Genomic DNA, 24,053 nt, shown 5'->3' with positions numbered 1-24,053 from the left:
CGCCTCCGGCCCTCCGCGCGTCAACGCGGCGGCGCCGCCGCCGTCACCTGTCGGTGCGCGAGTTCGGCGAGCCGCGCCTGCCCGTCCCGGCCCGGGTGGAACCAGTCCCAGTGGCTCAGCTGCTCCGCCCCGAACGGGTACTGGAAGACGGCCCCGCCGTCGTAGCGGCACAGCGCGTCGGCCGCGCACACCTCGCGCAGCACCTCGTTGTACTCGACCACCCGCGCCCGCACCTTCTCCCGGCGGGCGGTGGCCCCCGCCTCGGCCGACAGCGGTTCGGCCAGCATGGACTGACAGATCCCCAGCTTCCAGACCTGCCGGACGAGCGGGTCGTCCTTGCCCTGCTGCCACAGCCGCTGGAGGTCCGGCACGGAGGACACGTAGACCTGGGACTGCGGCGACGCGCCCCGCAGTTCCTTCAGGGCGCGCTCGAAATCGGCGCGGAACTCGGCCACCGGGGTCATCGACGAAGGCGTGGGCCGGCAGGCGTCGTTCGAGCCCACCATGACCGTGACCAGGCCGGGCTTGTGCTGCGCGGCCGTGGCCACCTGCCCCGGGAGGTCCGCCATGCGCGAGCCGGTCACCGCGTAGTTCCAGCTCCGCGCGGGCACCTCGGCGTCGCCCAGCAGCCGGGCGGCCAGCGAGCGCACGGCGGGATCGCTGCCGGTGGCCCAGGAGACCTCCGGGCAGTCGGCCAGTACGGAACAGGCGTCGAAACCACGGGTGATGGAGTCGCCGACGGCGGCGACCGAGGCGGGCGCGGTGTTCCAGCGGGGCGCGGCCTGCGCGCCCCGGTCACCCCCGGCCGGCGGGGCGGTGGAGTCACAGCCCGTGACCGTCGCGGCCAGGAGGGCCACCGCCAGGCCCGCGGACGTCCGGCGTGCGCGACGGCGGACGGCGGTGGTGCGCATCGGGTGGTCCTCCCTCGTCGCCCCCGTGCTTCCGGGGGCGTCCTGCTGAGTGAATGCTCTGCGTTTACGGGCCTCGGAGCGACCGTACGTCACACCATGACCCCTGGCGCACGGTAGCTTTTTCCCGTGGCGTTTCGGCCGCAGGTGCCGTAGCGCAATGTCAAATAATTTCCGTTACATTACATCACGTCACATACTGTCCGTTTTCTGGAGTTTATTCCCGACCTCGTCCCACACTGGAGGTCCCGGTGACGACACGTGGAGTTCTGTACGTGCATTCCGCACCGCGTGCGCTCTGCCCGCACGTGGAATGGGCCGTTGCGGGCGTGCTCGGGGTGCGGGTGAACCTCGACTGGATCAGGCAGCCCGCCTCCCCCGGTACCTGGAGAGCCGAGTTCTCCTGGCAGGCCGAGGCGGGTACCGCCTCGAAACTCGCCTCCGCCCTGCGCGGCTGGCACCTGCTCCGCTTCGAGGTGACCGCCGAACCCTGTCCCACCGCCGAGGGCGAGCGCTACAGCTCCACCCCGGAGCTGGGCATCTACCACGCCGTCACCGGCATGCACGGTGACATCCTGATCCCCGAGGACCGGCTGCGCGCGGCGCTGGCCCGGTCCGCGCGCGGCGAGACCGACCTGGAAGCGGAGATCGCCAAACTGCTCGGCAAGCCCTGGGACGACGAACTGGAGCCCTTCCGCTACGCGGGCGAGGGCGCCCCGGTCCGCTGGCTCCACCAGGTCGTCTAGCCGCCCCGTACCACGACGAAGGCCCCGCCCGGCAGCTGCCGGGCGGGGCCTTCGTCGTGGTACGGGATCAGACGGTGCGGAACGCGAGGCTCACGTTGTGGCCGCCGAAGCCGAAGGAGTTGTTGATCGCGGAGATCGGGCCGTCGACGGGCAGCTTGCGCGGCTCGCCGAGCACGATGTCCGCGTCGATGTCGTCGTCCAGCTCGTCGACGTTGATCGTCGGCGGGGCGATCCGGTGGTACAGCGCCAGCACGGTCGCGACGGTCTCGATGCCGCCCGCGCCGCCCAGCAGGTGACCGGTCATCGACTTGGTCGCGGAGATCGCGATGTGGTCGAGGTCGTCGCCCAGGACCTTGCGCAGGGCCTTCACCTCGGCCGTGTCACCCTGCGGGGTGGACGTGGCGTGCGCGTTGACGTGGACCAGCTCGGACGGGTCCAGCTGCGTGTTGTCGAGCAGGTTCTGCAGGGCGGCGGCGACACCGCGGCCCGTCGGCTCCGGCTGCGCGATGTGGTGGCTGTCCGCGGACAGGCCCTGGCCCAGCACCTCGCAGTAGACGCGGGCGCCGCGCTTGGCCGCGTGCTCGGCGGACTCCAGCACCACGACGCCGGCACCCTCGCCGAGGACGAAGCCGTCGCGGCCCTTGTCGTACGGGCGGGAGGCCGTGGTGGGGCTCTCGTTGTTCTTGGACATCGCCATCATGTTGGCGAACGCCGCGATCGGCAGCGGGTGGATCGCCGCCTCGGTACCGCCGGCGACGACCACGTCGGCACGCCCGGTACGGATCATCTCGACGGCGTAGCCGATGGCCTCGGCGCCCGAAGCGCACGCGCTGACCGGGGTGTGCACACCGGCGCGGGCGTTGACCTCGAGGCCGACGTTGGCCGAGGGGCCGTTCGGCATGAGCATGGGAACGGTGTGCGGGGAGACCCGGCGCACACCCTTCTCCTTCAGTACGTCGTACTGGTCGAGCAGGGTTGTGACACCGCCGATGCCGGAGGCGATCACGGTGCCCAGGCGCTCGGGGACGACGGCTTCGTCCTCGCCGGCCGGGGCGGTGTAACCCGCGTCGGCCCAGGCCTCGCGGGCCGCGATGAGGGCGAACTGCGCCGAGCGGTCGAGCTTGCGGGCCAGCGGGCGGGGGAGTACCTCACCCGGGTCCACAGCGGCCTGGGCGGCGATGCGGACCGGCAGTTCGGCGAAGCGCTCGCCCTCCAGGGGCGAGACGCCGGACCGGCCGGCGAGCAGACCTTCCCAGGTCGAAGCGCTGTCGCCACCCAGCGGAGTGGTTGCGCCGATACCGGTGACGACCACGGTGCGATTGGTCGGGCTCACAGGAATTCTTTCTCCACGTCTAAGGGGGTGCTGAATTGTCACGGCGCCACCGCCGGGTGGCGACAAACGCTCGTCAGGCTCAGGCAGCCTGGTGCTTCAGGATGTAGTCGGCGGCGTCGCCGACCGTCTTGAGGTTCTTGACGTCCTCGTCGGGGATCTTGACGTCGAAGCGCTCTTCGGCGGCGACGACGACCTCGACCATGGACAGCGAGTCGACGTCCAGGTCGTCGGTGAAGGACTTGTCGGTCTCGACGTCCTCGACCGGGATGCCCGCGATCTCGTTGACGATCTCCGCGAGACCCTCGACGATTTCTGCCTGCGTGGCGGCCATGTGGCGCTCCTTCTGTAGCTAACTGGTGGATCAGGGTGGGAAGTGATCCCGGCCCTAGGGGAGGGTAACGACCGTCGCGGCGTAGACGAGCCCCGCCCCGAAGCCGATGACGAGCGCGGTGTCGCCGCTCTTCGCCGCTCCGGTCGCCAGGAGCCGCTCCATGGCGAGCGGAATCGAGGCGGCCGACGTGTTGCCGGTGGTTTCGACGTCACGGGCGACCGTGACGTGCTCCGGCAGCTTGAGAGTCTTCACCATCGAGTCGATGATCCGCATGTTGGCCTGGTGCGGGATGAAGACGTCCAGGTCGTCCGGGGTGATCCCGGCGGCGTCGAGCGCCTGCTGGGCCACCTTGGCCATCTCGAAGACGGCCCAGCGGAAGACCGCCTGACCCTCCTGCGTGATGGCCGGGAACTTCTGGGCGGTGTCCGTGCTGCGGAACTCGTCCCACGGCACGGTCTGCTTGATGGTCTCGGACTTGTCGCCCTCCGAACCCCACACCGTGGGGCCGATGGCCGGCTCGTCCGAGGGGCCGACGACCACGGCGCCGGCACCGTCGCCGAACAGGAAGGCCGTCGCGCGGTCCTCCAGGTCGGTCAGGTCCGAGAGCCGCTCGACACCGATGACGAGCACGTACTGGGCGGAACCTTCCACCACCAGGCCCTTGGCGAGCGTCAGGCCGTAGCCGAAGCCGGCACAGCCCGCCGAGATGTCGAACGCGGCGGGCTTGCCCGCGCCGATCCGGTGCGCGATCTCCGTCGCGACCGCCGGGGTCTGCTTGAAGTGCGAGACCGTCGAGACGATCACCGCACCGATCTGCTCGGGGGACACGCCGGCGTCGGCGAGCGCCTTGCCGGAGGCCTCCACCGACATCGCCGCGACCGTCTCCTGGGGCGAGGCCCAGTGCCGGGACGCGATGCCCGAACGGGAGCGGATCCACTCGTCGGAGGAGTCGATCGTCTCGAGGATGACCTCGTTGGGCACCACCCGGGTCGGGCGGTAGCCGCCGACACCGAGGATGCGGGCGTACGGGGAGCCCTTGGCCGGCTTGATCTTGGACATGCTGTGTGGGCTCCTTCTCTCAGGCCGTCTGCTCGGCGATGAGCGCCTTGGCCTTGTCGAGATCGTCCGGCGTCTTCAGGGCCACGCTGGGCACGCCCTTCAGCGCGCGCTTCGCCAGACCCGTCAGGGTGCCGCCCGGGGACAGCTCGATGATCCCGGTGACGCCCAGCTCGGCGAACTTCTCCATGCACAGGTCCCAGCGGACCGGGTTCGCGACCTGGCCGACCAGGCGGGCGACGACGTCGGCACCCGAGGCGACGACGAGGCCGTCCTTGTTCGAAACGTACGTCAGCGCCGGGTCCGCCGGAGCGAGGGCCTCGGCGGCCTTCTCCAGCGTGGCGACCGCCGGGGCCATGTGGTGCGTGTGGAACGCGCCCGCGACCTTGAGCGGCACGACCTTCATCGAGCCCTCGGGCTTCTCGGCGACCAGCGCCTCGATCTGCTCCGCGGTGCCGGCGGCCACGATCTGGCCCGCGCCGTTGATGTTGGCCGGGGTCAGGCCGAGCTTCTCCAGGTGCGCGACGACCACGTCCTGGTCGCCGCCCAGCACCGCGGCCATGCCCGTCTCGGTGACGGCGGCGGCCTCGGCCATGCCCAGACCGCGGGTGCGGACGAAGGACAGCGCGTCGCCCTCGCTCAGCACACCTGCGACGGCGGCGGCGGTGATCTCACCCACGCTGTGGCCCGCGACGGCACCGAAGGCCGTCGGCGAACCGAGCGCGGAAGCGGACAGCAGGCCGGCCGCGACCAGCAGCGGCTGGGCCACCGCCGTGTCGCGGATCTCGTCCGCGTCGGCGTTCGTGCCGTAGTGGGCGAGGTCGAGCCCGATGGCGTCGGACCAGCCCGCGACGCGGTCGGCGGCGCCGGGGAGTTCGAGCCAGGGAGTCAGGAAGCCGGGCGTCTGAGCGCCTTGGCCGGGAGCGACGAGTACGAGCACCCTCACACTCTCTCTTGTTGATGGTCTCCGCCGCCCGTGGGGACAGGGACGAAGAACCGTCGGGCTAATTGTTGATGTCCGACAAAAGTCTAGGGCTGCTGATCGCCGTCGGCCAGACGCCCGAGGATCAGGGCGATCCGCAGCGTGAACGCCGAACGGACATCGGACGGCGACCAGCCGGTGACGTCGGTCACACGTCGGAGCCGGTAGCGCACCGTGTTGGGGTGCACGAACAGCATCCGCGCCGCCCCCTCCAGGCTGCTGGCCTGCTCCAGGTAGACGCTCAGCGTCTCCAGCAGCGCCGAGCCCGCCTCCTCCAGAGGTCTGTAGATCTCCTCCACCAGCTGCTCCCTGGCCGAGGGATCCGAGGCGATGGCGCGCTCCGGCAGGAGATCGTCCGCCAGCACCGGGCGGGGCGCGTCCTGCCAGGCCGTGCAGGCCTTCAGCCCGGCGGCCGCGGCCTGCGCCGACTTCGTGGCGTTCAGCAGGTCGGGGACCACCGGCCCCGCCACCACCGGACCGGCGGCGAACGGCCCGATCAGGGACTTGGCCACCTGCATCGGGTTGTCGCTGCCGCCCGCGATCACCACCAGGCGGTCGCCGAGCACCCCGGTCAGCACCTGGAGCTTGTGGTGGCGGGCCGCCCGGCGGATCGCCTCCACCGTCAGCTCGCTGTCCCCCTCCGGAGCGGTGCCGAGGACCACGCACACGTGCTCCGGGGAGTTCCAGCCGAGCGCCGCCGCCCGCGACAGCGCGCCCTCGTCGGCCTCGCCCGACAGCACGGCGTTCACGACCAGGGACTCCAGCCGGGCGTCCCACGCGCCGCGCGCCTCGGCGGCCTGCGCGTACACCTGGGCGGTCGCGAAGGCGATCTCCCGGGCGTACACCAGCAGCGCCTCGCGCAGGATCGACTCGTCTCCGGGGGCGGCCACCTCGTCGATCGCGGCCTCCATGACCTCGATCGTCGTACGCACCATCTCGACGGTCTGGCGCAGCGTGATCGCCCGGGTCAGCTCGCGCGGAGCCGTTCCGAAGACGTCGGTGGAAATGGCCTGCGGGGTCTCCGGGTGCCGGAACCACTCCGTGAAGGCCGCGATGCCGGCCTGCGCCACCAGACCGATCCACGACCGGTTCTCCGGTGGCATCGCCCGGTACCAGGGCAGGTTCTCGTCCATCCGCGCGATGGCGTTGGCGGCGAGCCGGCCGGAGGACTTCTCCAGCCGGCGCAGCGTCGCGGCGTGCGGGTGGACCGGATGCGCGGGACGCACCTCGGGGGACTGCTCACGTTCGGGTTGGGGCACGGGACAAGACTGCCTTATCGGCGGCCCGGCTCGGACTCGGGTCCGCGCCGAGGGCCCCGGGCGGCGGCTACGGTGGCCCACATGATCGATGTACGCCGCGCCGCCGACCGGTACGCCGGCGGGGATCCGGACGCCGGGATCACCACCCGCCACGCCTTCTCCTTCGGGTCCTTCTACGACCCCGACAACATCCGCTTCGGTCCGGTGCTGGCCTGCAACGAGGAGAGCCTCGCGCCCGGCGCGGGCTTCGACGAGCACCCGCACAGCCACACCGAGATCGTCACCTGGGTGGTGGAGGGAGAGCTCACCCACGAGGACAGCACCGGCGGGCACACCGCCGCCGTCCGGCCCGGGGACGTGCAGCGGCTCGGTGCCGGATCCGGGGCGCGGCACGTCGAGCGCAACGACGGCGGGGTTCCCCTGCGGTTCGTGCAGACCTGGCTCGCGCCGCTGACGGCGGGCGGGGAGCCGTCGTACGAGGTCGTGCGGGACCTCCCGGACGGCACCCCGTACGAGGTCCCGGGGGCGGGCGCGGTGCTGCACGTGCGGCGGCCGGGCGCGGGCGAGCGGGTCCCCGTACCGGAGGGCGAGCGGGTCTACCTGCACGTGGTGCGCGGGGACCTGCGGATCGACGGGCAGGAGCTGGGCCCCGGGGACTCGGCGCGGATCACCGGCGAGAAGGGCCTGGAGATCACCGCGGGGTCCCCGGGGGAGCTGCTGATCTGGGAGCTTCCGGCGTAGCGGCCCGGCGGCCTAGCCGGCGCGCAGTTCCGCGAGGACCGCGTCGGTGAAGGGCGTCCAGGCCTCGACGGCCCAGGGCCCGAAGGCGCGGTCGGTCAGGGCCACGCAGGCGGCGCGGACGTCGGGGTCCACCCACAGGAACGTGCCTGACTGGCCGAAGTGGCCGAAGGTGCGCGGGGAGGAGGTCAGGCCCGTCCAGTGCGGGGACTTGCCGTCACGGATCTCCAGGCCGAGGCCCCAGTCGTTGGGCGACTGGTGCCCGTAGCCGGGCAGGACGCCCTTGAGGCCCGGGTGGACCACGGAGGTGGCCTCGGCGACGGTGCGCACGTCGAGCAGCCGGGGCGCCTGGAGCTCGGCGGCGAAGCGCACGAGGTCGGCGACGGTGGAGACGCCGTCCTTGGCGGGGGAGCCCTCCAGGCTGGAGGAGGTCATGCCCAGCGGCTCGAAGACGGCCTGGTGCAGGTACTCCGCGAAGGGGATCCCGGTGGCCTTGGCGAGGTGGTCGCCGAGCACCTCGAAACCGGCGTTGGAGTAGAGCCGGCGCTGCCCGGGCGGGGCCGTGGCGCGGTGCTCGTCGAAGGCCAGGCCGCTGGTGTGGGCGAGGAGGTGACGGACCGTCGACCCCTCGGGGCCGGCCGGCTCGTCCAGTTCGAGCGCACCCTCCTCGTACGCGACGAGGACGGCGTACGCGGCGAGCGGCTTGGTGACCGAGGCGAGCGGGAAGCGGCGGGCCGTGTCCCCGTGGGAGCCGGCGATGCTCCCGTCGGCGCGTACGACGGCCGCCGCGGCGGCGGGTACCGGCCACGTCTCGATGGTCCGCAGGCTGTGCATGGTCTCCATGCGGCCGAGCCTACTTGCTTGGAGTGCACTCCAGGGTTCTAGCGTATGGGCATGGACCTGACGGAGACGCGGTACACGATCAGCGAGGTCGAGGCGCGGACCGGTCTGACCCAGCACACGCTGCGCTGGTACGAGCGGATCGGCCTGATGCCGCACGTGGACCGCTCCCATTCGGGGCAGCGAAGGTTCACCGACAAGGATCTGGGCTGGCTGTCCTTCGTGGGCAAGCTGCGCGCGACGGGGATGTCGGTGGCGGACATGGTCCGCTACGCCGAGCTGGTCCGCGAGGGGGACCACACCGTCGACGAGCGCCGTGAGCTGCTGGAGCGCACGCGCCGCGAGGTACGGGCGCGGCTCGCGGAGCTGACGGACGCGCTCGGCGTCCTGGACTTCAAGATCAACATGTATGCGATGAACACGATCAGCACGACGAGCGCACAGACGACGAGCACACGGGCGACGGGTACACGGGCGACGAGCGCCTGAACGGTCGCGGGGAAGGCACGGACATGACGGAGCACGGCACCACCCCCATCGAGCGGGCCGAACTGGGCAAGGGCGGACCGGTGGTCGGCGTCCAGGGCCTCGGCTGCATGGGCATGAGCGAGTTCTACGGGGAGACCGACGAGACGGCCGCCCGCGAGACCCTGGACGCGGCGCTGGCCGCCGGGGTCACCCTCTTCGACACCGCCGACGTCTACGGGCGGGGCGCGAACGAGGAGTTCCTGGCGCCCTTCGTGGCCGCCCACCGGGACGAGATCACCCTCGCCACGAAGTTCGGCATCGAGCGCAACGACGACCCGGCGTACCGGGGCGTCCGCAACGACCGGGCGTACGTCCGCCGGGCGGTCGAGGACAGCCTGCGGCGGCTCGGCGTCGACGTGATCGACCTGTACTACATGCACCGCCGCGACCCGCGGGTGCCGCTCGCCGAGTCGGTGGGCACCATGGCCGAGCTGGTGCGCGAGGGGAAGGTGCGCCACCTGGGCCTCAGCGAGGTCACCGGGCCCGAGCTGCGCGAGGCGCACGCCGTGCACCCCGTCGCGGCGGTCCAGTCGGAGTGGTCGCTGTTCAGCCGGGGCGTGGAGCGCAGCGTGGTCGGCGCGGCGGCGGAACTGGGCGTGGCCCTGGTGCCGTACTCCCCGCTCGGGCGGGGCTTCCTGACGGGCGCGTTCGCGGACGCGGCGGCGGAGCTGCCGGCCGACGACTTCCGGCGGCACCAGCCCCGGTACTCGGGCGAGAACGCCCGGGCCAACGCGGCCCTGCTGGCCCCGGTCCGGGAGATCGCGGCCGCGCACGGGGCCACGCCGGCGCAGGTGGCGCTGGCCTGGGTGCAGCAGCGGGCGGTGGTGCACGGGCTGACGGTCGTCCCGATCCCCGGCACGCGCAAGCCGGGCCGGCTGCTGGAGAACACCGCCGCCACCCGGATCACGCTGACCGACGCGGAACTGGCCCTGCTGGAGCCGCTCGCCGGGCAGGTGGCGGGCGCCCGCTACCCGGACATGACCTACACCTCGGACTCCCGCGAGGCGTAGGCCGTGCTAGGCCGTGTCTTCCGGATCTTGCCTGACCCGCGCCGCCCGGCACCGCACCTCGCCGCGTTGGCGGAGCACCCGAGTACGTCCAGTACAAGGGCGCCCCGCCAACGCGCCGAGGCACGGCACCGGACAACGCGGGCTTAACCGGCAAGATCCGAAAGACACGGCCTAGGCGCCGGCGGTGAAGCTGGCGCGGAGGGTCGCGTACTCGGCGTCCGTCAGCAGGCCCGTGCTGTGCAGTTCGCTCAGGTGCGTCAGGCGGTCGTCGGACGCCCGTGCGCGCGGGACCGCGGCCACCGGCGCCCGTCCGCGCAGCGCGGCGAGCACGGCTGCCGCGAACGGCAGCGACTCGTGCACCGCCCCGTACCCCGTGCCGAAGACCGCGGCCGCGAGGTCGTGGTCCGGCGGGGCGGGGTCCGCGGCGGTGTCCCGGGGCCGCAGCCGCAGGTACCCGCCGCCCGGGCGGTCCGGGGAGGCCCACTCGACGCCGGACAGGTCGGCCAGCGCGAAACGCTGGTCGCCCGCCCGCCACTTGGCGCTGCTGGCACCCGTACGGGACCAGTGGAAGGTGACCGCGGAGCCGTCGAAGCCCAGCCGGGCGTCGTACGCCTTCAGCTGGAGCGGCGGCTGCGGCACCTCGACGAGGAAGCGGTCGGCGGGTTCGGCGCGGTCGGGCGCCAGCCGCTCGCGCACGGCGTCGGCGAAGGCGGCGGCCTGTGGCGCCCGGTCCCCGGGCAGCACCAGCCGGTACGGGTCGCAGCCCTCCTTCAGCTGCCCGGCGGCAGCCTCCATCAGCGGATCGGCGCCCGCGCGCGGGACGGCGCGCAGCACCACCGTCTCCCGTCGGCCCATCGCCCCGGCGGCGGCGCTCACGTCCACCCCGGACAACGCTTCCAGGGGGATCCGGCGCTCGCCCAGCGCGTGCCAGAGCCGTGGAGTTCGCATCCCCCGTGCGAAGCGGATGAGCACCGAGTCCGAGTCGAACTCCCAGACGGCATGATTTCCGGCCAGTACGTCACCCATGCGGCACATGGTAGAGGGACGCGCCCCCGCGCGTCCCCCTCGTCTTCCGGCCCGGTTTTTCTGCTTGCTACGGGTCCGCGGCGGGGATGTCCCCGTCAGTCACCGTGCGTGGCGGAAATTCCGAGGCGGCAGTCCTCGCTCCCGTTCGCGCACGCGACGGAACCGAAGGTGCCGGTTCCGATCTTGGCGAAGTTGTCCAGCGAGGCCGTGCCTGGCTCGAAATAGCCGGTGTGGCTCCTGGCGCCCTCCGAGGACAGCAGCCGAGAGCCGAAGGCCGGGGAGACCGGGTCCGCGCCGTGGCCCAGCCCGCCGACCTCCATGTGCGGTACGCCGGAGATCCAGTCGCCCTCGTCGCGCATCGCCCAGACCCGGGCCGAGGTGTGCAGCCCGGCGACGTTCTCGGTGCGCATGCCCGGGCTGCCGGCCACCACCAGGTCGGTCACCCGGCCGGGCAGCCGGTGCGCGGCCACGCCGCACACCACCGATCCGTAGCTGTGGCAGAACAGGGCCACGCTCGCGTCCCCGGGCAGGGCCGCGGCCAGGGCCTCCAGCCGTGCGGCGCCCTGGACGGCGAGCCTGCCGGTGGCGGCGTCCACGCCGACGCCGGTGGGGGCGGTGTAGCCGGCCCAGGCGATGACGGCGGTGCGGCCGGCCGGCGCGGCCGACAGCTCCGCCTCGTAGAGGGAACGGCCCATGCCGGCGGGGGCGGTGAGGCGGCGCTGGGAGCGCTCGAAGGTGAGCGCGTCGGTGTCGACGCCGGGGACGACCACCGACACCCGGCGGGCCGCCGAGAGGTCGCCGAAGACCTCGGCGACGAGGCCGCCGCCGGTCGGGTCGAAGACGAGGATCTGCCGGCCGGGCTCGGCGAGGGACTCGAAGCGGTGCGCGCGCCGGACGGCGGTGCTCCGGTCGGCGGGGGTCAGGGCGACGTCCCGTCCCCGGGACTCCTCCAGGCGTGCGGCCAGCGCCAGGGAGCGGCGGTTGGCCCGGTAGCGCAGCTCGGCGGGGACCCCGTCGAGGTTGCCGACCACCAGCGGGTAGCCGTCGACGAGGTGGCTGCGCTGGGCGCCGTCGAGGTCGGCGAAGAACCGGGCGACCGTGCGTACGGGGGCGTCGGCGGGCGGTACGGGCCGGCCGTCGATCCGGGCCGAGGCCCACGCGACGAGCTCGGCGGCCCGCGCCTGGATCCCGGCGTCGGGTCGGTGCACGGCGGTCCAGCCGGTCGTCGCCAGCATCAGGAACACGACGCCGAGCGCGAGCAGCATGCGCAGGGCGGCGGGGCGCTCGGGAGCGTCCGGGGTGGTGGGGGCGGGGCGGCCGGGCAGGTTCACTGGAGCCAGACTAGGAGACCGGTGGAGGCTGCGGCGCGCCGGGTGACCGGGCTCACGGCCGGTCGTGGGACACATCTCCCCGCCGATCACGCTCTGTTGCGGCTCCGGTGGCCCGCGCGGGCCCGGCGGGTGTGCCCGGAACCACTCCCGCAACCCCTCCTCGAACCCCTCGCGCGGCGCCTCCCGCGCCCCCGGTCCGCGTCCGCCCCAGCCAGGCTCGCGGCCACCCCGGACCCCGTCGGCCTGCCCGCGGTCAGCCCGCCAGGGGCGCCCGGCGCCAGTCCTGCGCCAGGGCCGGGCCGATCTGGTCGAGGTAGGCCACGGTCATCCGCCGGATCGCGGCCACGCTGGTGTCCTCGCCCTGCCCCCAGAGCCGCCCCGTGACGCGCATCACTCCGCTGAACGCCGCCACCGCCACCCGGGGCCGCGGGTCGGCGTCCAGGTCGAGCCCCTCCCGGGCGGCGATCAGCCGGGCGATCTCTTCCTCCAGCTCGGTGGAGCGCCGCAGGTGAACGGCGAGCAGGGCGGGGGTGGACTCGATCAGCCGGTAGCTGCGCATGTAGAGGTCGACCGGCACCACGTCGGAGAGGGCCTCCTCGACCGTGTCCCAGGAGGCGAGCACGGCGTTGCGCAGGGCCTCCAGCGGGGCCTCGGACGCCGGCCGGGTCCGCAGGGCGGCCAGGAAGTGGGACTCGACCACGTCCTGCACGGCGAAGGCGACCTCCTCCTTGTTCGCGAAGTACCGGAAGAAGGTGCGCTGCGAGACCTCGACGGTGTCGGTGATCTCGTCGACCGTGGTCCGCTCGTAGCCCTGTGAGACGAAGAGCATCAGGGCGGCGCGCAGCAGCGCGTCCCGGGTGCGGCGCTTCTTGCGCTCGCGCAGTCCGGCCGCCGGCGCGGGCCGCTGGTCGGTCATCGCCGCGGGGTCCCCTCTGATCCTGATCTGACGCTGAGTAAGCGGTCAGGGTACCTGTGACGGACCTGACAGCCGCTGTCGCGTTAAGCCGTTTGTGAAGTGTCAGCGACTGTCACTAGCCTGTTCGCATGACGAATCAGATCACGCTCGCCAAGGAAACGGGCCCGGATCCGGCAGCGCGCGCCGGTCTGCGCGGCCACCCCTGGCTCACCCTGTTCGCGGTGGCCGTCGGCGTCATGATGGTCACCCTCGACGGCACGATCGTCGCCGTCGCCAACCCCGCCATCCAGAAGGACCTCGGCGCCAGCCTCGCCGAGGTGCAGTGGATCACCAACGGCTACCTGCTGGCCCTCGCGGTCTCCCTGATCACCGCCGGCAAGCTCGGCGACCGCTTCGGGCACCGCCAGACCTTCCTCGTGGGCATCGCGGGCTTCGCGCTCTCCTCGGCGGCGATCGGCCTGTCCACCGGCGTCGGGCTCGTCATCGGCTTCCGCGTCGCCCAGGGCGTCTTCGGCGCCCTGCTGATGCCGGCCGCCCTCGGCCTGCTGCGCGCCACCTTCCCCGCCGAGAAGCTCAACATGGCCATCGGCATATGGGGCATGGTCATCGGCGCCTCCACCGCCGCCGGCCCGATCGTCGGCGGCCTGCTCGTCGAGCACGTCAGCTGGCAGTCCGTCTTCTTCATCAACGTGCCGGTCGGCGTGATCGCACTGGTCCTCGGCCTGGTCATCCTGCTCGACCACCGCGCCGAGAACGCCCCGCGCTCCTTCGACCTGCCGGGCATCGTGCTGCTGTCGGCCGCGATGTTCTCCCTGATCTGGGCGCTCATCAAGGCAGCCGAGTGGGGCTGGGGCGACACGAAGACCCTGCTGTTCCTCGGCGCCTCGCTGCTGTGCTTCGTCCTCTTCGCCGTCTGGGAGACCAGGGTCCCCGAGCCGCTGATCCCCCTCGGCATGTTCCGCTCGCTGCCGCTGTCCGCGGGCACCGTGCTGATGGTGCTGATGGCCTTCGCCTTCATGGGCGGCCTGTTCTTCGTCACCTTCTACCTGCAGAACGTCCACGGGATGAGCCCGGTCGACAGCGGCCTGCACCTGCTGCCCCTCACCGGCATGATGATCGTCGGCTCGCCGCTGGCCGGCGCCGCCATCACCAAGGTCGGCCCGCGGATCCCGCTCGTCGCCGGCATGGTCGCCACCGCCGTCGCCTGCTTCGGCATGGCCCGGCTCACCCCCGCCACCGGCACGCTCACCATGTCGCTCTGGTTCGCCCTGCTCGGCCTGGGCCTCGCCCCCGTCATGGTCGGCGCCACCGAGGTCATCGTCGGCAACGCCCCGCTGGAGCTGTCCGGTGTGGCGGGCGGCCTCCAGCAGGCAGCCATGCAGGTCGGCGGCAGCCTCGGCACCGCCGTCCTCGGAGCGGTCATGGCGGCCGAGGTCAGTCACACGTTCGGGGACAACTGGCGGGGCGCCGGCCTGCCCCCGCTCACCCCGGAACAGCTCGACCTCGCGGAGAAGGGCGTACAGGTCGGCATCGCCCCCGTCCCGCCCGGCGTGCCCGAGCCGGTGGCGCGGACCATCGCCGGCGTCGCGCACGACACCTTCGTGTCCGGCATGAGCACGGCCTTCACCTGCGCCGCGGTCGTCGCCGTCCTCGCCGCGGTGGTGGCCTGCTTCACCAAGCGCGGACAGAACGCCGAAGCCGGAGCGGGCGCGGCGGCCCACATCTGAGCAGCGCGCCGACGCGTTACGGGTACGTCAACCCCGCGCCCGCCACAGCCCCGCCGGACGGTTCCGGCGGGGCTGTCGCCTATCCGGGTGGACCCGCCCGCAGCCCCTTCCGCCCGGCCGTCACCGCAGGTCAGCGTGGTGTCGACGGAGCACCGGAAGGAGTCCGGAGCCCGTCCGTCAAGGAGGAGTTGACCCCGTCATGCGTACGTGGAGCACCGCACGAGCCACCGCCCTCGCCGCCGCCCTGCTGGCCGCCGCCACCCTCGTCCCCGGCACGGCCGGCCAAGCCCACGCGGCCGGGCCGCCCTGCGCCACCGGGCAGCTGTGCCTGTGGGCGAAACCCGACTTCAAGGGCACCAAGCAGGTGTACGACCTGAGCACCCTCGACATCAACAGCTGCACGGCCCTGCCCGCCGGCCCCGCCTACCAGTCGCTGATCAACCGGACCGGGCGCCCGGTGACCACGTACCAGTCGGCCGAGTGCGCGGAGACCGGAGAGTTCCAGACCTACCCGGGCGACGGCACCTGGCTGCCGCAGTCCGCCTTCCAGATCAGGGCGTTCAAGATCTGGGAGCGCTAGGACACGGCCTGGCCCGCCTGCTCCCCGGCGGAGGCGCCGGAGGGGACGCCGGGGGCGGCCTGGGCGGGCATCGCGCCCTGGCCGCCGCCCAGCAGCGCGACCTCGGCACGCAGCGCCCGTACCTCCTCCCGGAGCTCACGGATCGCCGCCAGCTGGAGGCGTTCCGCCTGGTCGTCCCGTTCGAAGCGGGCGATGAACCAGGCGGCGATGTTGGCCGTCACCACACCGAGCAGCGCGATCCCCGACAGCATCAGCCCGACCGCCAGCACCCGGCCCAGACCGGTGGTGGGGGAGTGGTCCCCGTACCCGACCGTGGTCATCGTGGTGAAGGACCACCACACCGCGTCGCCCAGGTTCTTGATGTTCCCGTCGGGGGCGTCCCGCTCCACGCTCAACACCGCGAGCGAGCCGAACATCAGCAGCCCCACCACGGCCCCCGCCACATAGGTGGTCAGCCGGATCTGCGGAGCCATCCGCGCCCGCCGCCCCACCAGCAGCAGGGTCGCCACCAGCCGCAGCAGCCGCAGCGGCTGCACCAGCGGCAGCACCACCGCGGCCAGGTCCAGCCAGTGCGTCCGCACGAAGTGCCGCCGGTCCCGCGTCAGGCCCAGCCGTACGAGGTAGTCGACGGCGAAGGCACCCCACACCGCCCACTCCGCGTACGTGCAGGCCCGGTGCACGGACGGGTCGGCGTCCGGGGCGACGATCGGCACGGCGTACGCGGCGGCGAAGGCCACCGCGAGGACGAGCAGCGGGGTCTGGCTCCGCCGCTCCCACAGCAGCTGGCGGGAGGTTTCCTTCATGCGGAGCATCGTAGGGAAAGGGTGCAAGACGGGCGCCCGGCGGATCGGGGAGCACCCGGACGGGGGGCCTCACGCGCGAGGGCCCCGCCCGGAACATCCGGACGGGGCCCACGCTCACCGGCTCGCCGCAGGCGTCAGGCGTCGCCGCCCGCCGCGCCCGGGTCGGCCGCCGCCACGTCCAGCAGCTGGTACCGGTCGACGGCCTGCTTCAGCACCGAACGGTCGACCTTGCCCTCCCGGGCCAGCTCGGTGAGCACCGCCAGGACCACCGACTGGGCGTCGATGTGGAAGAAGCGCCGCGCCGCGCCGCGCGTGTCCGCGAAGCCGAAGCCGTCCGCGCCCAGCGAGGTGTAGGCGCCCGGCACCCAGCGCGAGATCTGGTCCGGCACCGCGCGCATCCAGTCCGAGACCGCCACGAACGGCCCCTCCGCACCCGACAGCTTCCGCGTCACGTACGGGACGCGCTGCTCCTCCTCCGGGTGGAGCAGGTTGTGCTCCTCCACCTCGACGGCCTCGCGGCGCAGCTCGTTCCAGGAGGTCGCCGACCAGACGTCCGCCCGGACGTTCCAGTCGGCCGCCAGGATCCGCTGGGCCTCCAGGGCCCACGGCACCGCCACGCCGGAGGCCATGATCTGCGCCGAGACCGCGCCGGAGGTGCCCTGCGAGACCCGGTGGATGCCCTTGAGGATGCCGTCCACGTCGACGTCCGCCGGCTCGGCCGGGTGCTGGATCGGCTCGTTGTAGACGGTCAGGTAGTAGAAGACGTCCTCGGCGTCGGGCCCGTACATGCGCCGCAGCCCGTCCTTGACGATGTGCGCGATCTCGTAGCCGTAGGCCGGGTCGTACGCGACGCAGCCCGGGTTCGTCGACGCCAGCAGCAGGGAGTGACCGTCGGCGTGCTGGAGGCCCTCACCCGTCAGGGTGGTCCGGCCGGCGGTCGCGCCCAGGACGAAACCGCGCGCCAGCTGGTCGGCCATCTGCCAGAACTGGTCACCGGTGCGCTGGAAACCGAACATCGAGTAGAAGACGTAGACCGGGATCAGCGGCTCGCCGTGCGTCGCGTACGCCGAACCCGCGGCGATCAGCGAGGCCGTGCAGCCCGCCTCCGAGATGCCGTCGTGCAGCATCTGGCCGGTCGGGGACTCCTTGTACGCGAGGAGCAGCTCGCGGTCGACCGCCTCGTACTGCTGCCCCAGCGGGTTGTAGATCTTGGCGCTCGGGAAGAACGCGTCCATGCCGAAGGTGCGGTACTCGTCCGGGGCGATCAGCACGAAGCGCTTGCCGATCTCCTTGTCTCGCATCAGGTCCTTCAGGATGCGGACGAAGGCCATCGTGGTGGCGATCGACTGCTGCCCGGAGCCCTTCTTGGCCGCCGCGTACGTCTTCTCGTCCGGCAGCTGCAGCGGCTTGGCCCGCACCACGCGCGTCGGCACGTAGCCGCCGTGGGCGCTGCGCTGGTCGTGCATGTACTGGATCTCGGGCGAGTTGCGGCCCGGGTGGTAGTACGGCGGGGCGCCGCTCTCCAGCTGGGCGTCCGTGACCGGGATGTGCAGGCGGTCCCGGAAGCGCTTGAGGTCGTCGACCGTCAGCTTCTTCATCTGGTGCGTGGCGTTGCGGCCCTCGAAGTTCGGGCCGAGCGTCCAGCCCTTGACCGTCTGCGCCAGGATCACCGTCGGCTGGCCCTTGTGGGCCTTGGCGGCCGCGTACGCGGCGTAGACCTTCTTGTGGTCGTGACCGCCGCGGCCCAGGTGCTGGATCTGCTGGTCGGTCATGTTCTCGACCATCGCGCGCAGCCGCTGGTCGCCGCCGAAGAAGTGCTCCCGGATGTACGCGCCCGACTCGGTGGCGTACGTCTGGAACTGCCCGTCGGGGGTCGAGTTCATCTTGTTGACCAGGATGCCGTCGCGGTCCTGCGCCAGCAGCGGGTCCCAGGAGCGGTCCCAGATCAGCTTGATGACGTTCCAGCCGGCCCCGCGGAAGATCGACTCCAGCTCCTGGATGATCTTGCCGTTGCCGCGCACCGGGCCGTCGAGGCGCTGGAGGTTGCAGTTCACGACGAAGGTCAGGTTGTCCAGGCCCTCACGCGCCGCCAGCGACAGCTGGCCCAGCGACTCCGGCTCGTCCATCTCGCCGTCGCCGAGGTACGCCCAAACGTGGGACTTGGAGGTGTCCGCGATCCCGCGCGCCTCCATGTACCGGTTCATCCGCGCCTGGTAGATCGCCCCGAGCGGGCCGAGGCCCATCGAGACCGTCGGGAACTCCCAGAAGTCCGGCATCAGCCGCGGGTGCGGGTAGCTGGACAGGCCGTGCGGGGCCTTCGACTTCTCCTGCCGGAACGAGTCGAGCTGCTGCTCGGAGAGCCGGTCCAGGAGGTAGGCGCGGGCGTAGATGCCCGGGGAGGCGTGGCCCTGGAAGAAGATCTGGTCGCCGCCGTCGCCCTCGTCCTTGCCCCGGAAGAAGTGGTTGAAGCCCACGTCGTAGAGGGAGGCGGAGGAGGCGAACGTGGCGATGTGGCCGCCGACGCCGATTCCCGGGCGCTGGGCGCGGGAGACCATGACCGCGGCGTTCCAGCGGGTCGCGTTCAGGACCTTGCGCTCGATCTCCTCGTTCCCGGGGAAGAACGGCTCGTCCTTGGTGGCGATGGTGTTGACGTAGTCCGTGCTGCGCATCTCCGGAACGGCCACGCGCTTCTCGCGGGCCCGCTCGATCAGCCGCAGCATCAGGTAGCGGGCGCGCTCGCGGCCCCGCTCGTCGACCGCGGCGTCGAGGGAGTCGAGCCACTCCTTCGTCTCCTCCGGATCGAAGTCCGGGACCTGGCTCGGAAGACCGCCAATGATGATCGGGTTGCGATCGGATGCGGAAGCCACGCTGTTCCTTCGCTGTCGGGGGAGTCGTGCCCTGGGTCGCCGCCTCCCATGGTCTTACGCCCGGCCCGAATCTTCACCTCTACCACTGGGTAACACCTCGAGCGGCGAAGGAGCGGCCGGTGTGCCCTGGCCGGCTGCCGGGCCGAATCGCAACCTTACGCCCAAGGCGATCACCCGGATCGTAAGGACGTTCGTCGCTCAAACAGGTAGGAAAGTCCTCATGCGATGCCGAATGAGCTGGAATGGTGTGGGATGAATCACCGGTGGTCCATCAGGGAAGCCTGAAAGTTGCGGCGAGACGGCCGTAATCGTCACCGTTTAGACGGTCTCGGCGGCCGGGTACTTGCGCGATCCGCCGCGCCCGTGTGGACTACGCCCAATGCTGCGCGTACGCGCGCCGCCGAAAGACATTCACCGAACATGAGCAGGAGGCACCCCGTGAGCGCGACCGCGGACCACGCGGAGAGCCTGGCCGCCCGGCTGGGTTTCCAGTCCGAACAGGTGGTCCAGGAGATCGGCTACGACGAGGACGTCGATCAGGAATTCCGTGACGCCGTCGAGAAGCTCGTCAGCGAGCTCGCCGACGAGGAATACGACGACGTCGCCGACGCGGTGCTGTTGTGGTTCCGCGACGAGGACGGCGATCTGACGGACGCCCTGGTCGATGCGACCGAGCTGGTCGAGGACGGCGCACTGATCCTGCTGCTGACCCCCAAGACGGGCCGTGACGGATACATCGAGGCCAGCGACATCAGCGAGGCCGCCGAGACGGCCGGACTGTCGCTCGCCAAGGGCGGCCCCGTCGGCAAGGAGTGGACCTCCACCAAGCTGGTGACGCCGAAGGCGGCCAAGTCCAAGCGCTGATCTGCGCCCCGCAGCCAAGCGGAACGCACACCCCGCCGACCGGGACTCCCCGGCCGGCGGGGTGTGCGCGTTCAGGGACCGGGCGCCGGCGCGGGCGGCGCGGGCGGTACTTCCCCGCGGCCGCCGGCGCGGGCGGCGCTTCCGGCGCGCCGCTGCGGTCCGCCCCGCGGGGGCGGGCCGTAGGCTGGGTCTCACCCGAACGGCCCCGTGCGGGGACGCAGGAAACGAAGGGATGCGAGAGATGGCGATCGAGGTCGGACACAAGGCCCCGGACTTCGAGCTCAAGGACAACCACGGCGCCACCGTGAGGCTCTCCGACTTCCGCGGCGAGAAGGCCGTGGTGCTGCTCTTCTACCCCTTCGCCTTCACCGGCGTCTGCACGGGTGAGCTGTGCGAGCTGCGCGACCAGCTGCCCCGCTTCCAGAACGACGACGTGCAGCTGCTGGCCGTCTCCAACGACTCGGTCCCGACCCTGCGCGTCTTCGCCGAGCAGGAGGGCCTGGAGTACCCGCTGCTGTCCGACTTCTGGCCGCACGGCGAGACCTCCCGCGCCTACGGCGTCTTCGACGAGGACAAGGGCTGCGCCGTCCGCGGCACCTTCGTCATCGACAAGGACGGCATCGTGCGCTGGACCGTCGTCAACGGCCTGCCCGACGCGCGTGACCTGAACGAGTACATCAAGGCCCTCGACAGCCTCTGAGGCGCCCCGACGGCTCCCGTACCGGGCCGGAGCCGGCCCGTGAGCGGACCCGTCCTCGGCTTCCGCACGAAAACCGCCTGTGGGCGGGAACCCGTCACTAGGATCGAACCGTTGATCCGGTAGCAACGCACGACGGGGCCCCGCCCCATACGAATACCAATGGAGGACCCGTGGGAGTCAGCCTCAGCAAGGGCGGCAACGTCTCGCTGACCAAGGCCGCGCCTAACCTGACGGCGGTCATCGTCGGTCTGGGCTGGGACGCTCGCACCACCACCGGTGTCGACTTCGACCTCGACGCCAGCGCGATCCTGACCAACGACCAGGGCAAGGTCGCCAACGACTCGAACTTCGTGTTCTTCAACAACCTGAAGAGCCCGGACGGGTCGGTCGAGCACACCGGTGACAACACCACCGGCGAGGGCGAGGGCGACGACGAGGCCATCAAGGTCAACCTGGCCGGCGTCCCGGGCGACGTCGCCAAGATCGTCTTCCCGGTCTCGATCTACGAGGCCGAGACCCGCCAGCAGAGCTTCGGCCAGGTCCGCAACGCCTACATCCGCGTCGTGAACCAGGCCGACAACACCGAGCTCGCCCGCTACGACCTCTCCGAGGACGCCTCGACCGAGACCGCCATGGTCTTCGGCGAGCTGTACCGCAACGGCGCCGAGTGGAAGTTCCGCGCCATCGGCCAGGGCTACGCCTCGGGCCTGCGCGGCATCGCGCAGGACTTCGGCGTCAACGTCTGAGCCGAAACCCCAGAGCAGTTCGTCCGTCCGGCGCCGTGCACCCCTGTGTACGGCGCCGGACCGGCTTTGCCACCATGAGCGGGTGGCTCGGCCACCACCATCACGTCGTCCGGGGAGGACCACATCATGGGCGTCACACTCGCCAAGGGGGGCAACGTCTCGCTGTCCAAGGCCGCACCGAACCTCACCCGGGTTCTGGTCGGACTGGGATGGGACGCGCGCTCGACCACGGGGGCGGACTTCGACCTCGACGCCAGCGCACTGCTGTGCAACAGCGGCCGGGTGCTGGGGGACGAGTACTTCGTCTTCTACAACAACCTCAAGAGCCCCGAGGGCTCCGTCGAACACACCGGGGACAACCTCACCGGCGAGGGTGAAGGCGACGACGAGTCGATCATCATCGACCTCACGAAGGTCCCCGCCCAGGTCGACAAGATCGTCTTCCCGGTCTCGATCCACGAGGCGGACTCCCGCCGGCAGAGCTTCGGCCAGGTGAGCAACGCCTTCATCCGCGTGGTGAACATGGCCGACGACCAGGAACTCGCCCGCTACGACCTGACCGAGGACGCCTCCAGCGAGACCGCGATGATCTTCGGCGAGGTCTACCGGTACGGGGGTGAGTGGAAGTTCCGTGCGGTAGGACAGGGGTACGCGTCGGGGCTGCGGGGCATCGCTCTAGACTTCGGGGTCAACGTTTCGTAAAGCCGTACAAGACGATGGGGTGCCAGTGGTTCTCAAAACCTTCGGCTGGTCGTTCGCAGTCACTGCGCTCGGTCTGGTCGCAGCGGTGTTCTACGGGGGGTGGACCGCTTTTGGGATCGTGGCGATCCTGTCCGTCCTCGAAATCTCGCTGTCCTTCGACAACGCGGTGGTCAACGCCGGAATCCTGAAGAAGATGAACGCCTTCTGGCAGAAGATCTTCCTCACGGTCGGCGTTCTCATCGCCGTGTTCGGCATGCGGCTGGTCTTCCCCGTCGTCATCGTGGCGATCAGCGCCAAGATCGGGCCCATCGAGGCCGTCAATCTGGCGTTGACCGACAAGGAGATGTACGAGCAGCTGGTGACGGACGCCCATCCGTCCATCGCCGCCTTCGGCGGGATGTTCCTGCTGATGATCTTCCTCGACTTCATCTTCGAGGACCGCGACATCAAGTGGCTCGCCTGGCTGGAGCGCCCGCTCGCCAAGCTCGGCAAGATCGACATGCTGTCGGCGTGCATCGCGCTGATCGTCCTCGTGATCACCTCGATGACCTTCGCCGCCCACGCCCACCAGCACGGCGGCGTCCACGTCGACAAGGCGCAGACCGTCCTGGTCTCCGGCGTCCTCGGCCTGATCACCTACATGATCGTCGGCGGTCTCTCCGGCTACTTCGAGAACAAGCTCGAAGAAGAGGAAGAGGCCGAGCACGAGGCCGAGGAGGAGGCCAAGAAGACCGGCAAGCCCGTCTCGGCCGTCGCCATGGCCGGCAAGGCCGCGTTCTTCATGTTCCTCTACCTCGAGGTCCTCGACGCCTCCTTCTCCTTCGACGGAGTCATCGGCGCCTTCGCCATCACCAACGACATCGTGCTCATGGCCCTCGGCCTCGGCATCGGTGCCATGTACGTCCGCTCGCTCACGGTCTACCTGGTCCGCCAGGGCACCCTCGACGACTACGTCTACCTGGAGCACGGCGCGCACTACGCGATCGGCGCCCTCGCCGTGATCCTGCTCGTCACCATCCAGTACGAGATCAACGAGGTCATCACCGGCCTCGTCGGTGTCGTGCTCATCGCCTGGTCCTTCTGGTCCTCCGTGCGCCGCAACAAGCGGCTGGAGGCCGAGGGCGGAGAGAGCCCCGCGGAGGTCGGTGCCGGGGTGTGACCCGGCGCTGATTGCGGAACGCTTCCAGTAACGACGGGGCGGCCGCGCGGATCCACTGGACCGCGCGGCCGCCTCGCCGCATTCTCCGCTGCACGGACCGACCTGGGGGGTTGGAACATGGGGTTCTTCGACGGGATCAGGGGCGCTCGCGCCATGGGCTTCGACTCGGGCAACGCCTCGTCGAACGCCATCGAGCTCACCCGGCGGCAGCCGACGGTGTCGCTCACCAAACAGCAGGCCGTCCACGGCAACATGCGCGTGAACCTGTCCTGGCGGATGCGCACCTCCGACTTCGGGGGCCGCTCCGGCCAGAGCGGGCAGCTCTTCCGGCACCCGTTCAAACTCTTCAAACCCGACATGGTGCAGGCCCACACCCAGGGCATGGTCAACGTGGACCTGGACATGGGCTGCCTCTACGAGCTGACCGACGGCACCCGCGGCGCCGTCCAGCCGCTGGGCAACCTGCTCGGCGACCTCAACGACCCGCCCTACGTGAAGCTCAGCGGCGACGACCGCTTCGGCTCGGCCTCGGGGGAGACCCTCTACGTCAACCTCGACCACGCCGAAGAGATCAAACGGCTGCTGGTCTTCGTCTACATCTACGACCAGACCCCGGCCTTCGACCGGACCCACGCCCTGGTCACCCTCTACCCGACCGCCGGGCCCCGGATCGAGATCCCGCTGGACGAGCGGCACCCGCAGGCCCGCTCCTGCGCGGTGCTGTCCATGGAGAAGGTCAGGGGCGAGCTGATCGTGCGCCGCGAGGTGAAGTTCGTGTACGGGTTCCAGGCCGAGCTGGACCGGCTGTACGGCTGGGGGCTCCAGTGGGGTCGGGGCTACAAGAGCACCAAGGCCTGAGAGCAGGGTGCGGGGCGGGGGCCGGGAAGCCCCCGTCCCGTCA

Annotated in this window: 24 protein-coding genes; 12 read left to right on the top strand and 12 right to left on the bottom strand. The window is 71.3% G+C overall.

Going from position 1 to position 24,053, the window contains the following annotated elements:
* Positions 1-20: 20 nt before the first annotated feature.
* Entirely contained in the window at positions 21-911 is an 891-nt protein-coding gene (locus D1J60_RS11535; protein ID WP_125821041.1) for an SGNH/GDSL hydrolase family protein, read from the bottom strand.
* Between the two features lie 248 nt (positions 912-1,159).
* Between D1J60_RS11535 and D1J60_RS11530 the strand changes: the two genes are divergently transcribed.
* Entirely contained in the window at positions 1,160-1,654 is a 495-nt protein-coding gene (locus D1J60_RS11530; RefSeq protein ID WP_007263912.1) for a DUF3145 domain-containing protein, read from the top strand.
* 67 nt (positions 1,655-1,721) lie between these two features.
* Here D1J60_RS11530 and fabF read toward each other — a convergent pair whose 3' ends face one another.
* From fabF to D1J60_RS11505, 5 genes are all read right to left on the bottom strand, one after another.
* On the bottom strand, positions 1,722-2,987 hold the full coding sequence (gene fabF / locus D1J60_RS11525) for a beta-ketoacyl-ACP synthase II (protein ID WP_125595169.1): 1,266 nt from the start codon (positions 2,985-2,987) through the stop codon (positions 1,722-1,724).
* Positions 2,988-3,066: 79 nt separating this feature from the next.
* Positions 3,067-3,318: an acyl carrier protein gene (locus D1J60_RS11520; RefSeq protein ID WP_125595168.1), complete on the bottom strand. Its 252-nt coding sequence runs from the start codon at positions 3,316-3,318 to the stop codon at positions 3,067-3,069.
* Between the two features lie 54 nt (positions 3,319-3,372).
* Positions 3,373-4,377, bottom strand: a complete 1,005-nt coding sequence (locus D1J60_RS11515; RefSeq protein ID WP_125821040.1) for a ketoacyl-ACP synthase III — start codon at positions 4,375-4,377, stop codon at positions 3,373-3,375.
* Positions 4,378-4,396: 19 nt separating this feature from the next.
* Entirely contained in the window at positions 4,397-5,314 is a 918-nt protein-coding gene (locus tag D1J60_RS11510; RefSeq protein WP_125821039.1) for an ACP S-malonyltransferase, read from the bottom strand.
* An 89-nt stretch (positions 5,315-5,403) separates the two neighbouring features.
* Positions 5,404-6,615, bottom strand: a complete 1,212-nt coding sequence (locus D1J60_RS11505; protein WP_125595165.1) for a helix-turn-helix domain-containing protein — start codon at positions 6,613-6,615, stop codon at positions 5,404-5,406.
* Between the two features lie 81 nt (positions 6,616-6,696).
* Between D1J60_RS11505 and D1J60_RS11500 the strand changes: the two genes are divergently transcribed.
* Positions 6,697-7,356: a pirin family protein gene (locus tag D1J60_RS11500; protein ID WP_125821038.1), complete on the top strand. Its 660-nt coding sequence runs from the start codon at positions 6,697-6,699 to the stop codon at positions 7,354-7,356.
* Positions 7,357-7,368: 12 nt separating this feature from the next.
* Here the strand turns inward: D1J60_RS11500 and D1J60_RS11495 are convergent, their stop codons facing one another.
* Complete coding sequence (locus tag D1J60_RS11495) at positions 7,369-8,187, bottom strand: serine hydrolase domain-containing protein (RefSeq protein ID WP_125823975.1); 819 nt, start codon at positions 8,185-8,187, stop codon at positions 7,369-7,371.
* 54 nt (positions 8,188-8,241) lie between these two features.
* On the opposite strand from D1J60_RS11495, the gene D1J60_RS11490 reads away from it, so the two are divergent.
* Together D1J60_RS11490 and D1J60_RS11485 are read left to right on the top strand one after the other, a co-directional pair.
* The gene (locus D1J60_RS11490; protein WP_125821037.1) at positions 8,242-8,682 is read left to right on the top strand and encodes a MerR family transcriptional regulator; all 441 of its coding nucleotides are present in this window, start codon (positions 8,242-8,244) and stop codon (positions 8,680-8,682) included.
* A gap of 23 nt (positions 8,683-8,705) precedes the next feature.
* The gene (locus D1J60_RS11485; RefSeq protein ID WP_125821036.1) at positions 8,706-9,731 is read left to right on the top strand and encodes an aldo/keto reductase; all 1,026 of its coding nucleotides are present in this window, start codon (positions 8,706-8,708) and stop codon (positions 9,729-9,731) included.
* Positions 9,732-9,902: 171 nt separating this feature from the next.
* On the opposite strand, the gene D1J60_RS11480 is transcribed toward D1J60_RS11485, so the two are convergent.
* The 3 genes from D1J60_RS11480 to D1J60_RS11470 form a co-directional block, all read right to left on the bottom strand.
* On the bottom strand, positions 9,903-10,766 hold the full coding sequence (locus D1J60_RS11480; RefSeq protein WP_206436512.1) for a DUF4429 domain-containing protein: 864 nt from the start codon (positions 10,764-10,766) through the stop codon (positions 9,903-9,905).
* 86 nt (positions 10,767-10,852) lie between these two features.
* Positions 10,853-12,022 carry an alpha/beta hydrolase gene (locus tag D1J60_RS11475; RefSeq protein ID WP_125823974.1) on the bottom strand — a complete coding sequence of 390 codons (1,170 nt, stop codon included), beginning with the start codon at positions 12,020-12,022 and terminating at the stop codon, positions 10,853-10,855.
* A 319-nt stretch (positions 12,023-12,341) separates the two neighbouring features.
* The gene (locus tag D1J60_RS11470) at positions 12,342-13,004 is read right to left on the bottom strand and encodes a TetR family transcriptional regulator (protein WP_125821034.1); all 663 of its coding nucleotides are present in this window, start codon (positions 13,002-13,004) and stop codon (positions 12,342-12,344) included.
* A gap of 128 nt (positions 13,005-13,132) precedes the next feature.
* Here D1J60_RS11470 and D1J60_RS11465 point away from each other — a divergent pair, with 128 nt between their 5' ends.
* Positions 13,133-14,731 carry an MFS transporter gene (locus D1J60_RS11465; protein ID WP_125821033.1) on the top strand — a complete coding sequence of 533 codons (1,599 nt, stop codon included), beginning with the start codon at positions 13,133-13,135 and terminating at the stop codon, positions 14,729-14,731.
* 199 nt (positions 14,732-14,930) lie between these two features.
* Complete coding sequence (locus D1J60_RS11460) at positions 14,931-15,311, top strand: peptidase inhibitor family I36 protein (RefSeq protein ID WP_125821032.1); 381 nt, start codon at positions 14,931-14,933, stop codon at positions 15,309-15,311.
* Here the strand turns inward: D1J60_RS11460 and D1J60_RS11455 are convergent.
* Positions 15,308-16,114 carry a potassium channel family protein gene (locus tag D1J60_RS11455; protein ID WP_125821031.1) on the bottom strand — a complete coding sequence of 269 codons (807 nt, stop codon included), beginning with the start codon at positions 16,112-16,114 and terminating at the stop codon, positions 15,308-15,310. The genes D1J60_RS11460 and D1J60_RS11455 overlap by 4 nt on opposite strands.
* Positions 16,115-16,248: 134 nt before the next feature.
* A complete protein-coding gene (gene aceE, locus D1J60_RS11450) occupies positions 16,249-18,981 on the bottom strand; it encodes a pyruvate dehydrogenase (acetyl-transferring), homodimeric type (protein WP_125595429.1) in 2,733 nt (910 codons plus the stop codon).
* 438 nt (positions 18,982-19,419) lie between these two features.
* Between aceE and D1J60_RS11440 the strand changes: the two genes are divergently transcribed.
* The 6 genes from D1J60_RS11440 to D1J60_RS11415 all read left to right on the top strand — a co-directional run bounded on the left by D1J60_RS11440 (position 19,420) and on the right by D1J60_RS11415 (position 24,010).
* Complete coding sequence (locus D1J60_RS11440; RefSeq protein ID WP_185899372.1) at positions 19,420-19,845, top strand: DUF3052 domain-containing protein; 426 nt, start codon at positions 19,420-19,422, stop codon at positions 19,843-19,845.
* Between the two features lie 241 nt (positions 19,846-20,086).
* Positions 20,087-20,545, top strand: coding sequence for a peroxiredoxin (locus D1J60_RS11435; protein WP_007263894.1), 459 nt, complete (start codon positions 20,087-20,089; stop codon positions 20,543-20,545).
* A gap of 170 nt (positions 20,546-20,715) precedes the next feature.
* On the top strand, positions 20,716-21,291 hold the full coding sequence (locus tag D1J60_RS11430) for a TerD family protein (protein WP_007263893.1): 576 nt from the start codon (positions 20,716-20,718) through the stop codon (positions 21,289-21,291).
* 126 nt (positions 21,292-21,417) lie between these two features.
* On the top strand, positions 21,418-21,993 hold the full coding sequence (locus tag D1J60_RS11425) for a TerD family protein (RefSeq protein WP_007263892.1): 576 nt from the start codon (positions 21,418-21,420) through the stop codon (positions 21,991-21,993).
* 25 nt (positions 21,994-22,018) lie between these two features.
* The gene (locus tag D1J60_RS11420) at positions 22,019-23,152 is read left to right on the top strand and encodes a DUF475 domain-containing protein (RefSeq protein WP_125595431.1); all 1,134 of its coding nucleotides are present in this window, start codon (positions 22,019-22,021) and stop codon (positions 23,150-23,152) included.
* 117 nt (positions 23,153-23,269) lie between these two features.
* Positions 23,270-24,010, top strand: coding sequence for a Tellurium resistance (locus D1J60_RS11415; RefSeq protein ID WP_125821030.1), 741 nt, complete (start codon positions 23,270-23,272; stop codon positions 24,008-24,010).
* Positions 24,011-24,053 lie beyond the last annotated feature (43 nt).

The organism is Streptomyces sp. W1SF4 (assembly GCF_003950035.1).
GTDB classification, from domain to species: Bacteria; Actinomycetota; Actinomycetes; order Streptomycetales; family Streptomycetaceae; genus Streptomyces; species Streptomyces racemochromogenes.
Note: the sequence above shows the minus strand (reverse complement) of the source record. Positions and strands in the feature narration are given on the sequence as shown.

Excerpts from the sequence above, each read along its gene's own strand:
- D1J60_RS11535 (WP_125821041.1), bottom strand. The coding sequence starts at position 911 with ATGCGCACCACCGCCGTCCGCCGTCGCGCACGCCGGACGTCCGCGGGC.
- D1J60_RS11455 (WP_125821031.1), bottom strand. The coding sequence starts at position 16,114 with ATGAAGGAAACCTCCCGCCAGCTGCTGTGGGAGCGGCGGAGCCAGACC.
- D1J60_RS11415 (WP_125821030.1), top strand. The coding sequence starts at position 23,270 with ATGGGGTTCTTCGACGGGATCAGGGGCGCTCGCGCCATGGGCTTCGAC.
- D1J60_RS11475 (WP_125823974.1), bottom strand. The coding sequence starts at position 12,022 with ATGCTGCTCGCGCTCGGCGTCGTGTTCCTGATGCTGGCGACGACCGGC.
- D1J60_RS11495 (WP_125823975.1), bottom strand. The coding sequence starts at position 8,187 with ATGCACAGCCTGCGGACCATCGAGACGTGGCCGGTACCCGCCGCCGCG.
- D1J60_RS11470 (WP_125821034.1), bottom strand. The coding sequence starts at position 13,004 with ATGACCGACCAGCGGCCCGCGCCGGCGGCCGGACTGCGCGAGCGCAAG.
- D1J60_RS11485 (WP_125821036.1), top strand. The coding sequence starts at position 8,706 with ATGACGGAGCACGGCACCACCCCCATCGAGCGGGCCGAACTGGGCAAG.
- D1J60_RS11520 (WP_125595168.1), bottom strand. The coding sequence starts at position 3,318 with ATGGCCGCCACGCAGGCAGAAATCGTCGAGGGTCTCGCGGAGATCGTC.
- D1J60_RS11465 (WP_125821033.1), top strand. The coding sequence starts at position 13,133 with ATGACGAATCAGATCACGCTCGCCAAGGAAACGGGCCCGGATCCGGCA.
- D1J60_RS11480 (WP_206436512.1), bottom strand. The coding sequence starts at position 10,766 with ATGTGCCGCATGGGTGACGTACTGGCCGGAAATCATGCCGTCTGGGAG.
- D1J60_RS11460 (WP_125821032.1), top strand. The coding sequence starts at position 14,931 with ATGCGTACGTGGAGCACCGCACGAGCCACCGCCCTCGCCGCCGCCCTG.
- D1J60_RS11435 (WP_007263894.1), top strand. The coding sequence starts at position 20,087 with ATGGCGATCGAGGTCGGACACAAGGCCCCGGACTTCGAGCTCAAGGAC.
- D1J60_RS11500 (WP_125821038.1), top strand. The coding sequence starts at position 6,697 with ATGATCGATGTACGCCGCGCCGCCGACCGGTACGCCGGCGGGGATCCG.
- D1J60_RS11490 (WP_125821037.1), top strand. The coding sequence starts at position 8,242 with ATGGGCATGGACCTGACGGAGACGCGGTACACGATCAGCGAGGTCGAG.
- D1J60_RS11425 (WP_007263892.1), top strand. The coding sequence starts at position 21,418 with ATGGGCGTCACACTCGCCAAGGGGGGCAACGTCTCGCTGTCCAAGGCC.
- D1J60_RS11515 (WP_125821040.1), bottom strand. The coding sequence starts at position 4,377 with ATGTCCAAGATCAAGCCGGCCAAGGGCTCCCCGTACGCCCGCATCCTC.